Consider the following 15078-nt stretch of genomic DNA (forward strand, 5'->3'; position numbering starts at 1 on the left):
CGTCAAGCCTCCTTGGGTTCATCCGCTGCCCGTTGCAACGAGATGCGAAACACCGTGCGCCCGGGCACGGAATTGACCGAGATCCATCCGTCATGGTCCGAAATGATCTTGGCCGCGAGCGCCAATCCCAATCCGGTTCCGTTCTCTCGTCCCGAAACAAAGGGGTCAAACACCTGATCGGCAATCTCCGGTGGCAGGCCGGGACCATCGTCGATGATCTCGATCTGAAGGGGCAGCGCCTTACCCTCCCCCTCACCCCGCCGCACCCGCAGCGATTGCTCGTAATAGGTATGCAGCCGGATCGTTCCGGGCCGCCCGCGTGCCGCCTCGGCCGCATTCTTCAAGAGGTTCAGCACCACCTGCAACAACTGATCCCCATCACAGAGCGCCATCGGCAGCGACGGGTCATAATCCTCGACCAGCGCCATATGCGCGGCAAAGCCCAGCATCGCAGAGCGCCGCGCCCGGTCCAGCACATCATGCACATTGACCGGGCGCATGGAGGGTGCGCTGATATTGCCAAACTGCTCGACCCGCTCCAGCAGACTCACGATCCGGCGACTCTCGCTCACGATGAGATCGGTCAGTTCGAGATCCTCTGGTCCCAGCGTCATCGACAAGAGCTGCGCCGCCCCGGTGATCCCCGCAAGGGGGTTCTTGATCTCATGCGCCAGCATTTCCGCCATGCCGATCGCGGATTTCGCCGCCGCCTTGACGCTGCTGTTCTGCACCATGCGCCCAGCCAACTCGCGCGGGCTGATCAGCATGATCATATGCCCCGGACTGCCCGCCAAGGGTGCCACCTGCAAATTACACTGCATCGGCGCGCGCTCGCCGGTGCCCACATCCACATCATTGACAAAGAGCGGCGCGCCATTGACCCGCGCCCGTTCAAACGCCTCTTCCAGCGGCGCATTGACCGCCAGCTTGTCCCAGACCGGCTGTCCCGCAAGCGCCCGTGACGACGACATCATAAAGCCTTCCGCCGCCGGATTGATCCCGACGATCCGATCCTGATGATCGAGCAACAGGGCCGGGACCGGCAACGAGATCCAGAACGCGTCCTCGATGCTCATGCCGCCGCCCTCGAAGCGCAGTCTTCGCTTTGCGCAGCAGGCTCCGCTGCCATCGCCTCGGGCAAAAGGCCCAGAACGACGCTGGCCTGATCCGCCGTCAACACCGCGCGGCGCATCTCCGGTTCGCTGCCCGCCGCCTCCATATACCAGCCGAGGTGCTTGCGCGCGACGCGCAAACCCAAATCGCGGCCGTAAAAGCCCAACATCGCCTCGTAATGCCCGGCCACCAGATCCGCCAGCGCTGCACCGCGCGGCACCTCTGGGGCCGTCCCATGCCCCATCGCCGCCGCAACTTCCGCCAGTAGCCAAGGTCGCCCGCGCGCGCCCCGGCCAATCATCACACCCGCAGCATTCGATTGCGCCATGGCCCTGCGCGCCGTTGCAACTCCCACAATATCGCCGTTCGCGATGACCGGAATGTTAACGGCCTGCACAATATCTGAAATCATCGCCCAATCCGCCGCGCCGCGGTAGAACTGGCACCGCGTGCGCCCATGCACCGTGATCATCGCCACACCCGCCGCCTCTGCCCGCTTCGCCAGCTCCGCCGCATTCAAGCAGCCTTCATCCCATCCCAAACGGGTCTTGAGCGTCACCGGCACATCGACCGCCCCGACCACCGCCTCAATCAACCGCAGCGCGTGATCGATATCCCGCATCAGCGCCGACCCAGAGGCCCCTGCCCCAGCAGCGCTCACAACCTTCTTGGCCGGGCAACCCATATTGATGTCGATGATCCGCGCACCTTGATCCGCCACGACCCGCGCCGCTTCCGCCATCCAATGCGCGTCACAGCCCGCCAATTGTACCGACGTGTTCTCGATCCCGAACCCAAGCTCCGCCTTGCCGCGTGCCGAGGGTTTGGCCTGCACCATCTCCTGACTCGCGACCATTTCGCTCACCACCAGACCGGCTCCGAATCCCGCGACCACCGTCCGAAACGGCAGGTCCGTGATTCCCGCCATCGGGGCCAGAAACACCGGCGTTGCAATCTGCCTGTCCGCGATCCTCAGCATGCCCTGCCTAATCCTTGTGCAATTCCGAAGTTCTACCTGTGAACTCTGCCTCAAACAATGATTGGCGGCCTAAATAACAGCCACCCATCGTGTCGTCGCCTATTTTTTAGGCGTATGCTCAGCCATTGCGCTTGGCAAAAACCCGGCCTAATCAAGAGGCATGACAACCGCCGCCCTCATCGTCGCCGCAGGCCGGGGCACTCGCGCCGGCGGGGACAGCCCCAAACAGTGGCAGCCCCTTCTGGGCCGCCGCGTCATTGACTGGACCCTCGACGCCTTTCATGCGGCCCAAGGGATCGACCGCATTGTGGTCGTTCTTCATCCCGACGATCTGCATCATCTCGCTCCGGACCCACGGATTTTCATCACAACCGGGGGCGACACCCGCACGCAATCGGTCAGAAACGGGTTAGAGGCGCTGGCCTCAAATCCGCCCGACTATGTGCTGATCCACGACGTTGCGCGATGCTGTACAAAAGCCGCGTACATAACGTACATGGTGGACACATTGCGCCACTCGGAAACCCCCGGACTGGCCCCGGCCCTCGCCATCACCGATGCTCTCTGGACCGGCGCGGACGGATATGTGACCGGAACCCGCGACCGCACCGGCCTTTACCGGGCGCAAACACCGCAAGCCTTTGAATTCACCGCCATACTTGACGCGCATCGCACCTACGACGGGGATGCCGCAGACGACGTAGCCGTCGCGCGCGCCGCCGGACTCAAGGTTGCTATCGTCGCGGGCCATGAGGATAATCTCAAGATCACCCACCCGCACGACTTTGCACGTGCAGAGAAAATACTTGGAAATCAAATGGATATAAGAGTCGGTTCAGGATTCGACGTTCACCGCTTCGGCCCCGGCGACCATTGCATGCTCTGCGGTGTCCCGGTTCCGCATGACCGCGGGCTTCAAGGCCATTCTGACGCGGATGTGGGGCTTCATGCTCTCACAGACGCCATATATGGTGGTCTGGCGCAGGGCGATATCGGTCGTCACTTCCCACCAAGCGACCCCCAATGGAAGGGTGCAGAAAGTCACATCTTTCTACGCCATGCCGTTGCATTGGCTGATGAATGTGGATTTAAAATCAATAATATAGACGTCACTCTTGTCTGTGAGCACCCCAAGATCACCCCGCATGCCACCGCGATGCAGGCCACTCTCTCCGAGATCACCGGGGTCGCCAGTGACCGAATTTCCGTCAAGGCGACCACATCCGAACGTTTGGGCTTCACCGGTCGCGAAGAAGGCATCGCCGCCCAAGCCGTTGTAACATTGGTCAAGACATGCGCCTAACCCACTTGATTTGCACGTTTTTCTACATTGGCCATCTGCGTCCCGCACCGGGAACATGGGGATCACTGGCGGCCTTGCCTGTGGCACTCGCTCTACATCTTGTAGGCGGCCCACTGTTCGTTGCAGGAGGGGTCATTCTCGCCTTCTTGATAGGATGGTGGGCTACTGCGCTGGAAACAAAGGGAAAATTGAACCACGATCCATCGGAGATCGTTATTGACGAGGTTGCAGGTCAATGGTTGGCGTTCCTTCCGGTCTCCCTTGGCGCCTCCCATGCTGGGGCGGATCTCCTAAGCCTTTGGCCCGGCTTTCTTTTTTCCTTCCTCGCCTTCCGTTTCTTTGACATCACCAAACTTGGCCCCATCGGCTGGGCCGACCGTCGCAACGATGCCTTGGGCGTGATGCTTGACGACATCCTCGCCGGCCTCGCCGCCGCACTCTGCGTCATGCTCGCCGCAGGCTTTTATCATGGGGTCTTAGGGCTTTGATTGCACAGGATATTCTCGACCGAGCCCAACAGCGTGGCCTGATGATCACCACCGCCGAAAGCTGTACGGGTGGTATGGTCGCAGCGGCTTTGACTGAAATCCCCGGCTCATCCGCAGTGGTTGAACGTGGCTTTGTAACATATTCAAATATATCAAAAATAGAGATGCTGGATGTCTCGCAAACCACGCTAGAGGCCTATGGTGCCGTCTCCGAACAGGTCGCACGCGAAATGGCCGAAGGCGCCCTCTCCCATAGCGCGGCCCAACTGGCACTCTCGATTACCGGAATCGCAGGCCCCGGCGGTTCCGAGCAGAAGCCCGAAGGTCGCGTTTGCTTTGGTCTCGCGAGGACCGGGCGTCACACAGTCACGGAAACGCTCGATTTTGGCCCTTTAGGCCGCAAAACGGTCCGAGAAAGAGCGAGGGATCACGCCTTAAAGTTACTCTTAAGTTATTTATCTCAATAACTTGGACCTCAATCCTCATGTTTTGTCGTAGAGCGCGTCCGCCCGCTGCTCAAAGGCCCGCACGATCCGCTTCATCGCCTCATAGAAAAATAGATCAGCCGCGGACTGCAACAACCTGTTCTTGAACGCAAAATCAACGTCAAAACTGACCTCGCAACCGTCTTTCACGTCACGAAACTGCCAGTTCGAGCGCATATGTTGAAACGGCCCCTCCAGATACTCTGTTTCGATCCGCCGATCTTGCGGCCACAGCACGACTCGGCTACCAAATTTCTCCCGGAACACCTTGAAACTAATAACCAAATCCGCTTCCATAACTTCTGATCCATCATCTTGCGGCCGCACGCTGCGGATGCGCGCCGCAGCGGTCCAGGGCAGAAACTGAGGGTAGCTGGCCACATCTGCAACCAGGGCATACATCTGATCGGCCGAGTAGCTTAGAATACGTTTTTCTGAATGTGATGGCATTTGGGCCCCGGTTTCCGCGTGACAGTGGCGCGCTTTTTCCTAGACTAAGACCAGAAGTGCAAGAGGGTCGCATGCCACAGCAAGCCTATGTTATCGATAAACTGATTTCTGCCAAGAGCATAGCCGCCCGAATCGAGGCGCTTTCGCATGAGATCGAGGCAGAATTCGCGGGAACGCAGAAACTGGTGGTCGTGGGTCTGCTGCGCGGGTCTTTCATCTTCATCGCCGATCTGGTGCGAGAGCTGGATTTGCCGGTAGAGGTCGATTTCGTCGAAACATCCTCCTATGGAAATTCAATGGAAAGCAGTAGAGAGGTGCGTATTCTCAAAGACTTACGAGGTGACATTGAAGCACGTGATGTGCTGGTGGTCGAGGATATCGTCGATACGGGCCACACGCTCTTTCATGTGTTGCACCTCCTCCAGAGCCGAAGACCGCACAAACTCCGCACCATCGCGCTCTTGGACAAACCTTCTCGCCGCGAAGCGGATATTCACGCTGATTGGATCGGGTTTGAAATCCCAGATGAGTTTGTCGTCGGCTATGGCATTGATTACGCACAACGAAATAGAAACCTACCTTATATCGGCAAGGTCCGTTTCGTTGAGATTTGAGGTGATTTGATCTGGCGGACCCAAGAGGATTCGAACCTCTGGCCTCTGCCTTCGGAGGGCAGCGCTCTATCCAGCTGAGCTATGGGTCCACTTGCGCGGTGGTATAGCGGGGCATGATCTGCCCCGCAATCGCAAAATCAGCCAAATAGCTCATGCGCCAGTTCGAGCGCCTCGATCAACACGTCGACCTCGGCGCGTGTGTTGTACATGGCAAAAGAGGCCCGGCAGGTGGCTGTCACGCCAAGATGCTCCATCAGTGGCCCTGTACAATGCTGGCCGGCACGGACAGCCACCCCCTTCTTGTCGAGTATGGTCGATATATCATGGGCATGCGCAGCCCCTTGCATTGTGAAGGAGAAGATCGCGGCCTTGTCCGGCATGCTACCCTGGACGTTGATCCAGTTGAGCCCCGCAAGGCGCTCTTGAGCATATCGGCTCAGATCATCCTCGTGAGCGCTGATCGCATGCATCCCAACGCCCATCATATACTCAAGCGCCACGCCAAGCCCGATGGTCTGCACGATACCGGGCGTTCCCGCCTCGAACTTCATCGGTGGATCGTTATAGGTCACGCTGTCGCGCGTCACCTCGCGGATCATGTCACCGCCCCCCATGAAGGGACGCATTTCAGCCATACGATCCTTGTGCACATAGATCGCGCCAGAGCCCGACGGCCCATAGAGCTTGTGGCCCGTAATCGCATAGAAATCACAGCCCATCTCATCGAGGTTGACGGGCATGTGCACCGCTGCCTGAGAGCCATCGACGAGCACCGGCACGCCATGGGCATGCGCCGCATCGCAAATCGCCTTCACATCAACTTTGGTCCCCAACACATTGGAAAGATGTGTAATTGCAATCAGTTTTGTTCTTGGCGTGATGGCATCAATGACCTTTTGTGGATCAAGTCCCCCGCGCGCATCCACATCCACCCATTTGAGCACCACCCCCTGCCGTTCCCGCAGAAAATGCCAAGGCACGATATTGGCGTGATGTTCCATAATGCTGAGAATAATCTCGTCGCCGGGCTGCATCCGCGGCATGGCCCAACCATAGGCGACCATATTGATGCCCTCGGTGGTGCCAGAATTGAAAATGATCTGATCCTCATCCGCGACACCCAGAAACCGTGCGACGATACCACGAACCGCCTCGTATTTCTCGGTTGCGAGGTTGCTCAGATAGTGTAGCCCGCGATGCACATTGGCATATTCCATCGAATACGCCTTGGTGACGGCATCTATGACAACCTGCGGTTTTTGGGCAGATGCTCCATTGTCGAGATAAACCAATGGCTTGCCGTTCACTTCTCGTCCAAGGATTGGGAAGTCGGCACGAATTTTTTCAACATCGAGCATATCATGCTCCTCCCATTGCAGCCACGCCGATAAAGCTTAGCAGAATGGTCAATCCTACCGCCATCGCGGCGATGGAGAGTACAATCACACCAGCAGATTTCAGCATGTTATCATAGCGATGCGCGGTATCGACAAAGCCGATCAGAATGTAGATCCCCCAGATTGAAGACAGAAAGATCAACAGAACCGCAGCCGAAGGCACAGTCAAAACAAGAACGGCGACCGCCATTTGCAGGATCAGTCGCAGCACCTGCAACCAGCAGATCAAGACCAGCACATCCTCCATCCGCGCCTTGCCGCCAAGCGATCGACCCACCCAGAACAGAGCAAATACGGTGATGGCGAGCGCCCCAAACAAGAAAAGCGTAAAGAGCAGGGGGGAATGGAACGCAGGCGGCATGATCGTCACGGCGGTGGGATCCGTCGGAGGCGAGAGGCGCAACGATACGGAATAGACGATGGCATTCAGCACAGACATCAGCACCAAAGCCATCCACAAGATCTTTTGCGGGAGCCCGAAACCCATCAGCGCCCGCGCAGCGTCACGCGGGCGAAACAGGGTTTCTATCAAGAGCGCCTTGAATTGCGCCTGGGTCATGCCTTGCTCCATCCCGCCTCGATCATACCCGACATCCAAAACCACAAGAACACCAGCAACCACAAGAGACCAACAGCCTGCAATCCCGGTCCTGGCCCGACAAATCCTGCCACGAGCCCATGCAAAAGAATGAGAGGACTTGCCGCCAGAAACGCCCAGAAAAGCGCAACCCGCGCATCATAGGCCGAACCGCGACCGCCAAACAGCCGCGCAATGCCATGGCATATCAGCGCCAAAGCATAGAAAATGAGCGGCGCAAAGAAGATCCACGCCAGCAACGCACCCCCCAACATGGGGTTCAACTCCTGCCCTGTGAAATGTGCCTCGCGCGCCAGCCGCGGCCATTGTGCAACGAACACAACAACGCAGGCCGCGATCAAGATCACCAGCGCGCGATCCTCACGCGGTCCCATGGCGAGCAAGCGCCGCACCACCCGGCGTGGACCGCGATAGGTGGCGACGAGGTCTGTTGTGACCGGCATCAGCGGCGCCTGCGCTCCAGCCAGCCAGCCAGCTGACCGTTGATTTCCTCACGCAGGGTCTCGTCTTCGATTTCCTCAACAGCTTCAGCCAAGAACGACAATGTCAGCAGGTCCGTCGCCAATGACTTTGGAATCCCCCTCGCACGCAGATAATAGAGCGCGTCCTCGTCAATTGCGCCCGAGGTCGAGCCATGCGAACAGGCCACATCGTCAGCATAGATTTCCAGCTCTGGTTTAGCTAGAAACTGACTGTCCTCATCCAGCAAAAGCGCCTGGCTGATCTGATATCCATCGGTTTTCTGCGCGCCCGGTTTGACCAGAATCTTACCCTGAAATACGCCGGTCGCGCCCTTGCGCAAGACTTTCTTGAACACCTGACGGCTCTCACACCGCAGCGCATCATGGGTGACGAACACCGTGTCATCCTGATGAAAATCACCATCCCCCATAGCAGCGCCCGCCACATGGGCCACAGCGTCATCGCCGGTCAGTTCGATCACGCATTCATTGCGTGTCATCTTTCCATTGGCTGTCATGGTAAAGGATTTGAACGTGCTCTGCGCCGCCAGCCGGGCAAAAAGATGCGTGACCGCGCGCCGCTCGTGATCTCGGCCTTGGGTGCAAATGTGGTGAAATGTCGCCTCATCCGCGATCTCGACTTCCATGACCTTGTTGAGCCGCGCCGCCGCCGGACCACTCTCAAGAATGGTCAGCTCAGCTCCGGTCTCCAGCTTGATCACATGGTGCAATACCGCGTCTGAAGTCTTTGATTTATGGATATAAATCAGATTTATAGCCTTGCTCGGACGACCCGTTACATGGATCAGCATCCCATCACTTGCAAAGGCCGTGTTGAATGCCGCGAGGGAACGGGGAACGGGGCTCTGTCCGCGCTCTTCCAGAACGCCATAGAGGTCGCGCGCCCAATGGATATCGGTTTTTGCAGCCTCACTTAGTCGCTCGATCCGCACGCCGTCGAGTGCCAGATCATCACTTGCCTTGGGATCGAACACCCCATCCACAAACACCAGTTTCAGGCGATTGACCGCGTCAAAACCCTCTGGTTCCTCGGCCCCTTGTAACAAGGCGGCTTCCGGCGCATTGGCTTGCACCAGTGTGTCGGGTCGGGTGAATTTCCAATATTCGTCACGGCGGTCCGGCAATCCCAATGTTCTCAACCGCCGCAAAGCGGCCTCACGGGCTGTTGTGATCCACTTGCCCCCCTCCGGCAGGGTCAACGCACTCAATCGCGCCTCAACCACGTCCTGCTTTGCTTGCGGCGCAGCCATTACACGCCCTCCGACAGAATGTCGGCGTACCCGTTCTGCTCTACCTCAAGGGCGAGGTCCGGGCCACCTGTCTTGATGATCCGGCCATCAGACATGATGTGAACTACGTCCGGTTTGATGTGGTCAAGCAGACGCTGGTAGTGCGTAATGACAAGGAAACCGCGTCCGGCATCCCGCAGAGCGTTCACCCCGTCCGCCACCAGCTTCATCGCATCCACATCCAAGCCCGAGTCAGTCTCGTCCAAGATGCACATCTTGGGCTCCAGCATGGCCATCTGGAGAATTTCATTTCGCTTTTTCTCACCACCGGAAAAGCCTACATTGACGGGGCGTTTCAGCATCTCGGCGTCGATCTGCAGGGTTTTGGCCTTTTCCCGCACAAGTTTGAGGAAATCTGCTGCACTCATCTCGTCCTCGCCACGCGCCTTGCGCTGCGCATTCACGGCGGTGCGCAAGAAGGTCATGTTGCCCACGCCGGGGATTTCCACCGGATACTGGAATGCGAGAAACAACCCTGCCGCCGCGCGCTCTTCTGGCTCCATATCAAGCAAGTCAACGCCAGAGAGCGTGGCGCTGCCTTGGGTCACCTTGTAACCATCGCGCCCCGAGAGAACATAGGATAATGTGGATTTGCCAGAGCCGTTCGGCCCCATGATCGCATGCACCTTGCCAGCCTCGACGGTCAGGTTCACACCCTTGAGGATGGTCTTGTCCTCTTCTTCAAGATCGACGTGCAGGTTTTTGATTTCCAACATTTTTATCATCCTTCTCTATGTCGTGGCGGCATCAGGGCCGTGTCATCATCTCTATAATTGTCAACAAGATCTCGGGCTTGAGGACCATCGGCTCTACCTCGAATTCGGCCATTCGACCGATAATCCGTCGAGGGGCGCCAATCAGATCCTCAACCCGGTGATAGTGCTTGCGCGGCGTGTAATCGTCGAACAGGACCGTGATCGGTCTCGTGGTGCTTAGTGCTGCTGCCAAAGCGCAGCCAGTGCGAAAACGACCATCAACCAAGACCACATCAGGCTGAACAAACTCTGGCAGGCCCCAGACCTTGAGGGGGTAGCGCGCATAGCGCCGCCAGCCGCTCGCATTCCGAGGGAATCCCCATTCCTTGGTTGGACCGATGTCCGACCAGAGAACGTCGACGTTCGTGTCCTTTGCGGGTGGATTCTGTGCGAACCACCCGCGCATCATCTTCGCCCACTCTTCGTCGCTCTCGACCGAGAAGACTCGCTTTCCTGGCATTTCGGCGGCGACAACGGTCGATCCACCGGAGCCATATTCGAGAATGACGTCTGCCCGCGCATAGACCTCGCGCAGATGCGCAGCCTCGGCGTCGGGCAGGGTAAGAACCGGCCTGTCTATGGTGTCTGCCTCAGCCATATCAGTCCAGCACGACCGCCGTGCCACTGGCCGACACCATCAGCATCGAGTCGCCCACCACCTCATAATCGAGATCGACGCCAACCACCGCATCGGCCCCAAGCCCTGCCGCGCGCTCTTCCAACTCGCTCAACGCCGCGTCACGCGCCTCGCGCAGCTTGCTCTCATAAGAGTCAGACCGACCGCCGACCACATCGGTGATCTGAGCAAAAAAATCGCGCACGATATTGGCACCCATGATCGCCTCTCCTACGACGATGCCGCGGTAGTCCACGATCTTGCGGCCCTCGATGGTGTTGGTGGTGGTGATGATCATGGCGAAAAGTCCTTTACGCGAGCGTCAACCCACGCTTCCTTCCAGCGAAATCGCCACCAACTGCTGCGCCTCCATGGCAAACTCCATCGGCAGCGCCTGCAACACGTCCTTGCAGAACCCGTTGACCACGAGCGCCACCGCCTCTTCCTCGTCCATGCCACGCGCACGGCAATAGAACATCTGGTCGTCGTCCACCTTCGAGGTCGTCGCCTCATGCTCGACGCGGCTCGAGTTGTTCTTGACCTCGATATAGGGCACCGTATGCGCCCCGCATTGATCGCCGATGAGCAGGCTGTCGCACTGCGTATAGTTGCGGCTGTTCTTGGCCTTGGGGTGCATGCTGACCAGCCCGCGATAAGTGTTCTGCGCATGGCCTGCGCTGATCCCTTTGGACACGATGCGCGAGCGGGTGTTCTTGCCCAGATGGATCATCTTGGTGCCGGTATCGGCCTGCTGATAGTTGTTTGCGATGGCGATGGAATAGAATTCGCCCTGGCTGTCATCGCCGCGCAGGATGCAGGACGGGTATTTCCATGTGACAGCGCTGCCGGTTTCCACCTGCGTCCACATCACCTTGGCCCGGTCGCCCCGGCAATCGGCACGCTTGGTTACAAAGTTGTAGATCCCGCCCTTGCCGTTCTCGTCGCCCGGATACCAGTTTTGCACCGTGGAGTATTTCACCTCGGCGTCTTCCTCGATGATGATCTCGACCACGGCGGCATGAAGCTGGGCCACGTCACGCTTGGGCGCGGTGCAGCCTTCGAGGTAGCTCACATAAGAGCCCTTGTCGGCGATGATCAGCGTCCGCTCGAACTGGCCTGTGTTTTCGGCATTGATACGGAAATAGGTGCTTAGCTCCATCGGGCAGCGCACGCCGGGTGGCACATAGACAAACGAACCGTCTGAAAAGACCGCCGAATTCAGCGTCGCGTAGAAATTATCACTGACCGGCACGACGGATCCGAGGTATTTCTTGACCAACTCGGGGTGCTCGCGGATCGCCTCGGAGATCGAGCAGAAGATCACCCCGGCGCGGCGCAGCTCCGCCTGAAAGGTCGTGCCAACAGACACAGAGTCGAACACCGCATCCACCGCCACTTTGCGGCCCTCGGCGGGCGCATCCTCAGCACCTTCAACTCCGGCAAGAATCATCTGCTCTTTCAGGGGAATACCCAGCTTTTCATAGGTGGCCAGCAACTTGGGATCGACCTCGTCGAGCGACTTGGGCTTTACCTCCATCGACTTGGGGCGCGCATAGTAATACTGCGCCTGAAAGTCGATCTTGGGATAATCCACCATGGCCCATTCCGGCTCGGTCTTGGTCAGCCAGCGACGATAGGCTTCTAGCCGCCACTCGGTCATCCATTCGGGCTCTTCATTCTTGGACGAGATCAGCCGAACAATGTCTTCGTTCAACCCAAGCGGCGCGTATTCCATCTCGATATCGGTGTTCCAGCCATGCTTGTAGGCTTCGCCAACTTGGCGCACCGCATCGACGGTTTCACGATCAACACCGTCCTTGACCTGAACGTCATCCAAAGCAGCCATTCCCATCTCCTTCCGTATCAGGCCAATCGGCCCCGATGCTTTTGCAGTCGCTTCAGCCAAGCTTCGGCAAAGCGCAGTATATCGTCTTCTGTCGTCTGCGGCCCCAACGACACGCGGATCGCGCAGCCCGCCAAGACCTCGTCAAACCCCATCGCGCGCAGCACCCGGCTGGATTTGACCTTGCCACTGGAACATGCACTCCCGGCAGAGATCGCAAATCCGGCTAGATCCATCGCCATGACCTGTGTCTCGCCTTTCCAACCCGGAGTGACAAAGCAACTGGTATTCGGCAAACGTGCGGCAGCTTTCCCGACAAAAATAGTCTCATTTGAAAACTCTGCAATGGTATTTTCTAGAATGTTTCTAAGTTTTTCAATCCGGGCCCATTGACCGTCTTCAAGATCAAGCCCGCAAGCCTCTGCCGCAGCGCCAAATCCGGCGATACCGATTACATTCTCAGTACCGGCTCTGCGGCCCATTTCCTGACCTCCGCCGCGGATCTGCGCAGCCAGATCCGTGCCACGCCGGATGATCAACGCGCCTACCCCTTTTGGCCCCCCGAGCTTATGAGCGGAGACAAGCGCCATTTCTGCGCCGGACCAGTTAAAGGCCAGGGGCAATCTCCCAAAGGCTTGGGTCATGTCGCTGACCGCTAATCCCTCAGGCAGGGATTGGACCACGCCGGTCTCAGAATTGGCCAATTGCAACACCGATTGCGCGGGATCAAGGACGGTGACGCGCCCGTCAGCATCCACCGGCAAATCCGGAGTGATCCACGCGCCAACCGCATCATGCTCGACCAAACTTCCGTGCAGGGTGCGCCCGGCACAGGCAAGAGCCGCGGCTTCTGTTGCTCCGGACGTAAAGATCACATCCGCCCCATCGGCCCCAAAGGCTGTCGCGACCTGCGCACGCGCACGCTCCACCAGCCCTTTGGCGGCACGTCCTTCAGCATGCACACTTGAGGGGTTGCCGAGGAGTTCCATGGCATCAATCATGGCCTCTCGCGCCTCGGGACGCAGCGGAGCCGTTGCATTGTAATCGAGATAGACCCTGTGCATGATCGCCCATTCTTGTTGGTGAAATACGCTGGGTCTGTGACGGCAATGCCGTCACAGGTTTGAAATCAATCCTCATCCACCACAGCAAAGAGGTGCGGCACGGCGGGACAAGGGGCCAGCGAATTGCCCGCCACATCGCTCAGACGAGTCTGGTGTAGAAACACATAGACATGTGCGCTCAGGCCTTCCCACAACCGATTGGCCATGGATTGCGCCCGCGATCCGCTCGCCCCACCAGAGGCCCCTGCCCCCTTGTGCAGCGCATCAATCGTCTCATCCACCGCCGCGAGAATATCCGAGACCCGGATTTCCGACGCAGGCCGCATCAACCGATATCCGCCGCCCGGACCCCGGACCGAGGTCACAAGTTCAGCGCGCCGAAGTTTGACAAAAAGCTGCTCTAGATAAGGCAGCGATATATCCTGCCGTCGCGAAACATCCCCTAGAGTTACGACCGCCCCAGCCGGTTGCAAGGCGATATCGACCAGTGCAACCATGGCATAACGCCCCTTTGTGCTCAGTTTCATTGATCTTCCCCTACGCGAACTGATTGACCTTGCGCCGCGCAAGGCTTATCTCGCTCTGAGCCATCCTGGCCCGGATCACAATTTAGAACAGTTCTAAGGTGCCCGAGCGAAGTCGTCAAGATTATCGCACTCACCCATGAAGAGGACACAGGGAACCCATGCCCGAGGTTATCTTTCCCGGCCCCGAGGGTCGGCTCGAAGGCCGCTACCACCCGCAAAAGGAAAAAGACGCGCCCATTGCGATTGTGCTGCATCCGCATCCACAATTCGGTGGCACGATGAACAACAAGGTTGTCTATAACCTGCATTACGCCTTTTACAACATGGGCTTTACCGTGTTGCGATTCAATTTCCGCGGCGTAGGCCGCAGTCAGGGCGAATATGATCAAGGTGTTGGTGAGCTGAGCGATGCCGCTTCGGCGCTCGATTACCTGCAATCAATGAACAACAATTCAAAACATTGTTGGGTCGCGGGCTTTTCCTTTGGCGCATGGATCGGGATGCAACTCTTGATGCGGCGGCCGGAAATCACTGGCTTCATTTCGGTCAGCCCGCCCGCCAACATGTATGATTTCAGCTTTCTTGCCCCCTGCCCGGCCTCCGGGCTGATTATCAATGGCAGCAACGATAGGGTTGCTCCGCCTGCGGACACCAAGACGCTGGTGAACAAGCTGCATGAGCAGCATGGCATCACCATCACCCATCAAGAGGTCGACGGCGCGGATCACTTCTTCAAGGAACCGCATATGGACACGATGATCGGGTCGGTGAGCACCTATGTCAAACGGCGTCTGACCGAGAACACGCGCTGAGGATTGTCCCATGGGAGTGACCGAGGATCTGGCGGATGAACTGGCACGCGATGTGATCAAGGCGATCGAGGCCACGGGCGATGAGACCATCATCACCGACATTCAAAACATCCTCGGGGCCACCTCGCAAACGGCCGAAGAGGCTTTTTTGACCGCTGTTCGCGTACGCCGCGCCAATATCAAGGCGCGGGCACTGCTTTTGGACAAGCTTAAACGCTTCAAGGCCGCCCAGGAGGCCGCCGCCGACAAAGGCGACGGCTGAC

General features: G+C 58.3%; 19 protein-coding genes and 1 tRNA gene. 6 read left to right on the plus strand and 14 right to left on the minus strand.

Going from position 1 to position 15078, the window contains the following annotated elements:
• Positions 1-2: 2 nt before the first annotated feature.
• Both VR71_RS15645 and dusB read right to left on the minus strand, forming a co-directional pair.
• Positions 3-1076: an ATP-binding protein gene (locus VR71_RS15645; RefSeq protein WP_009818902.1), complete on the minus strand. Its 1074-nt coding sequence runs from the start codon at positions 1074-1076 to the stop codon at positions 3-5.
• Positions 1073-2092 carry a tRNA dihydrouridine synthase DusB gene (gene dusB, locus VR71_RS15650; RefSeq protein WP_045685691.1) on the minus strand — a complete coding sequence of 340 codons (1020 nt, stop codon included), beginning with the start codon at positions 2090-2092 and terminating at the stop codon, positions 1073-1075. The genes VR71_RS15645 and dusB overlap by 4 nt, the downstream gene beginning before the upstream one ends.
• Before the next feature lie 160 nt (positions 2093-2252).
• Between dusB and VR71_RS15655 the strand changes: the two genes are divergently transcribed.
• From VR71_RS15655 to VR71_RS15665, 3 genes are read left to right on the plus strand one after another with little or no spacing between them, the layout of a single operon-like run.
• Positions 2253-3395 (plus strand): bifunctional 2-C-methyl-D-erythritol 4-phosphate cytidylyltransferase/2-C-methyl-D-erythritol 2,4-cyclodiphosphate synthase, encoded by a 1143-nt coding sequence (locus VR71_RS15655; RefSeq protein ID WP_045685693.1) that lies wholly within the window; start codon positions 2253-2255, stop codon positions 3393-3395.
• On the plus strand, positions 3386-3883 hold the full coding sequence (locus tag VR71_RS15660) for a phosphatidylglycerophosphatase A (protein ID WP_045685695.1): 498 nt from the start codon (positions 3386-3388) through the stop codon (positions 3881-3883). The genes VR71_RS15655 and VR71_RS15660 overlap by 10 nt, the downstream gene beginning before the upstream one ends.
• On the plus strand, positions 3880-4350 hold the full coding sequence (locus VR71_RS15665) for a CinA family protein (protein ID WP_045685698.1): 471 nt from the start codon (positions 3880-3882) through the stop codon (positions 4348-4350). The genes VR71_RS15660 and VR71_RS15665 overlap by 4 nt, the downstream gene beginning before the upstream one ends.
• A 15-nt stretch (positions 4351-4365) precedes the next feature.
• Here VR71_RS15665 and VR71_RS15670 read toward each other — a convergent pair whose 3' ends face one another.
• Positions 4366-4818, minus strand: a complete 453-nt coding sequence (locus tag VR71_RS15670; RefSeq protein ID WP_045685700.1) for a type II toxin-antitoxin system RatA family toxin — start codon at positions 4816-4818, stop codon at positions 4366-4368.
• A 71-nt stretch (positions 4819-4889) separates the two neighbouring features.
• On the opposite strand from VR71_RS15670, the gene hpt reads away from it, so the two are divergent.
• On the plus strand, positions 4890-5432 hold the full coding sequence (hpt, locus tag VR71_RS15675; RefSeq protein WP_045685701.1) for a hypoxanthine phosphoribosyltransferase: 543 nt from the start codon (positions 4890-4892) through the stop codon (positions 5430-5432).
• A gap of 12 nt (positions 5433-5444) precedes the next feature.
• Here the strand turns inward: hpt and VR71_RS15680 are convergent.
• From VR71_RS15680 to VR71_RS15730, 11 genes are all read right to left on the minus strand, one after another.
• A tRNA-Arg gene (locus VR71_RS15680) sits at positions 5445-5521 on the minus strand.
• 48 nt (positions 5522-5569) lie between these two features.
• On the minus strand, positions 5570-6790 hold the full coding sequence (locus VR71_RS15685) for a cysteine desulfurase (RefSeq protein ID WP_045685703.1): 1221 nt from the start codon (positions 6788-6790) through the stop codon (positions 5570-5572).
• A gap of 1 nt (position 6791) precedes the next feature.
• Positions 6792-7388 (minus strand): Yip1 family protein, encoded by a 597-nt coding sequence (locus VR71_RS15690; protein ID WP_296430463.1) that lies wholly within the window; start codon positions 7386-7388, stop codon positions 6792-6794.
• The gene (locus VR71_RS15695; RefSeq protein WP_045685708.1) at positions 7385-7870 is read right to left on the minus strand and encodes a YIP1 family protein; all 486 of its coding nucleotides are present in this window, start codon (positions 7868-7870) and stop codon (positions 7385-7387) included. The genes VR71_RS15690 and VR71_RS15695 overlap by 4 nt, the downstream gene beginning before the upstream one ends.
• Entirely contained in the window at positions 7870-9159 is a 1290-nt protein-coding gene (gene sufD, locus VR71_RS15700; RefSeq protein WP_009818912.1) for a Fe-S cluster assembly protein SufD, read from the minus strand. Before sufD ends, VR71_RS15695 begins: the two co-directional genes overlap by 1 nt.
• The gene (gene sufC, locus VR71_RS15705; protein WP_045685710.1) at positions 9159-9914 is read right to left on the minus strand and encodes a Fe-S cluster assembly ATPase SufC; all 756 of its coding nucleotides are present in this window, start codon (positions 9912-9914) and stop codon (positions 9159-9161) included. The genes sufD and sufC overlap by 1 nt, the downstream gene beginning before the upstream one ends.
• A gap of 31 nt (positions 9915-9945) precedes the next feature.
• Positions 9946-10551, minus strand: a complete 606-nt coding sequence (locus VR71_RS15710; protein WP_009818914.1) for a hypothetical protein — start codon at positions 10549-10551, stop codon at positions 9946-9948.
• 1 nt (position 10552) lies between these two features.
• Positions 10553-10867, minus strand: coding sequence for a heavy metal-binding domain-containing protein (locus VR71_RS15715; RefSeq protein WP_009818915.1), 315 nt, complete (start codon positions 10865-10867; stop codon positions 10553-10555).
• A gap of 24 nt (positions 10868-10891) precedes the next feature.
• Positions 10892-12415, minus strand: a complete 1524-nt coding sequence (gene sufB, locus VR71_RS15720; protein WP_009818916.1) for a Fe-S cluster assembly protein SufB — start codon at positions 12413-12415, stop codon at positions 10892-10894.
• A 17-nt stretch (positions 12416-12432) separates the two neighbouring features.
• Entirely contained in the window at positions 12433-13476 is a 1044-nt protein-coding gene (locus tag VR71_RS15725; RefSeq protein ID WP_009818917.1) for a cysteine desulfurase family protein, read from the minus strand.
• A gap of 65 nt (positions 13477-13541) precedes the next feature.
• Positions 13542-14003, minus strand: a complete 462-nt coding sequence (locus VR71_RS15730; protein WP_009818918.1) for an Rrf2 family transcriptional regulator — start codon at positions 14001-14003, stop codon at positions 13542-13544.
• Between the two features lie 158 nt (positions 14004-14161).
• On the opposite strand from VR71_RS15730, the gene VR71_RS15735 reads away from it, so the two are divergent.
• Both VR71_RS15735 and VR71_RS15740 read left to right on the plus strand, forming a co-directional pair.
• Entirely contained in the window at positions 14162-14815 is a 654-nt protein-coding gene (locus tag VR71_RS15735) for an alpha/beta hydrolase (protein ID WP_009818919.1), read from the plus strand.
• 10 nt (positions 14816-14825) lie between these two features.
• Positions 14826-15077: a hypothetical protein gene (locus VR71_RS15740; protein ID WP_009818920.1), complete on the plus strand. Its 252-nt coding sequence runs from the start codon at positions 14826-14828 to the stop codon at positions 15075-15077.
• The last annotated feature ends 1 nt before the right edge of the window (position 15078 follow it).

This window comes from Roseovarius sp. BRH_c41 (genome assembly GCF_000961715.1).
Taxonomy (GTDB): domain Bacteria; phylum Pseudomonadota; class Alphaproteobacteria; order Rhodobacterales; family Rhodobacteraceae; genus Roseovarius.

Bases quoted from the DNA above. Each gene is read 5' to 3' on its own strand.
- dusB (WP_045685691.1), bottom strand. From the start codon at position 2,092: ATGCTGAGGATCGCGGACAGGCAGATTGCAACGCCGGTGTTTCTGGCC.
- VR71_RS15735 (WP_009818919.1), top strand. From the start codon at position 14,162: ATGCCCGAGGTTATCTTTCCCGGCCCCGAGGGTCGGCTCGAAGGCCGC.
- VR71_RS15645 (WP_009818902.1), bottom strand. From the start codon at position 1,076: ATGAGCATCGAGGACGCGTTCTGGATCTCGTTGCCGGTCCCGGCCCTG.
- VR71_RS15725 (WP_009818917.1), bottom strand. From the start codon at position 13,476: ATGCACAGGGTCTATCTCGATTACAATGCAACGGCTCCGCTGCGTCCC.
- VR71_RS15730 (WP_009818918.1), bottom strand. From the start codon at position 14,003: ATGAAACTGAGCACAAAGGGGCGTTATGCCATGGTTGCACTGGTCGAT.
- sufB (WP_009818916.1), bottom strand. From the start codon at position 12,415: ATGGCTGCTTTGGATGACGTTCAGGTCAAGGACGGTGTTGATCGTGAA.
- VR71_RS15655 (WP_045685693.1), top strand. From the start codon at position 2,253: ATGACAACCGCCGCCCTCATCGTCGCCGCAGGCCGGGGCACTCGCGCC.
- VR71_RS15690 (WP_296430463.1), bottom strand. From the start codon at position 7,388: ATGACCCAGGCGCAATTCAAGGCGCTCTTGATAGAAACCCTGTTTCGC.
- sufC (WP_045685710.1), bottom strand. From the start codon at position 9,914: ATGTTGGAAATCAAAAACCTGCACGTCGATCTTGAAGAAGAGGACAAG.
- VR71_RS15660 (WP_045685695.1), top strand. From the start codon at position 3,386: ATGCGCCTAACCCACTTGATTTGCACGTTTTTCTACATTGGCCATCTG.
- VR71_RS15710 (WP_009818914.1), bottom strand. From the start codon at position 10,551: ATGGCTGAGGCAGACACCATAGACAGGCCGGTTCTTACCCTGCCCGAC.
- sufD (WP_009818912.1), bottom strand. From the start codon at position 9,159: ATGGCTGCGCCGCAAGCAAAGCAGGACGTGGTTGAGGCGCGATTGAGT.
- VR71_RS15695 (WP_045685708.1), bottom strand. From the start codon at position 7,870: ATGCCGGTCACAACAGACCTCGTCGCCACCTATCGCGGTCCACGCCGG.
- hpt (WP_045685701.1), top strand. From the start codon at position 4,890: ATGCCACAGCAAGCCTATGTTATCGATAAACTGATTTCTGCCAAGAGC.
- VR71_RS15715 (WP_009818915.1), bottom strand. From the start codon at position 10,867: ATGATCATCACCACCACCAACACCATCGAGGGCCGCAAGATCGTGGAC.
- VR71_RS15670 (WP_045685700.1), bottom strand. From the start codon at position 4,818: ATGCCATCACATTCAGAAAAACGTATTCTAAGCTACTCGGCCGATCAG.
- VR71_RS15685 (WP_045685703.1), bottom strand. From the start codon at position 6,790: ATGCTCGATGTTGAAAAAATTCGTGCCGACTTCCCAATCCTTGGACGA.
- VR71_RS15740 (WP_009818920.1), top strand. From the start codon at position 14,826: ATGGGAGTGACCGAGGATCTGGCGGATGAACTGGCACGCGATGTGATC.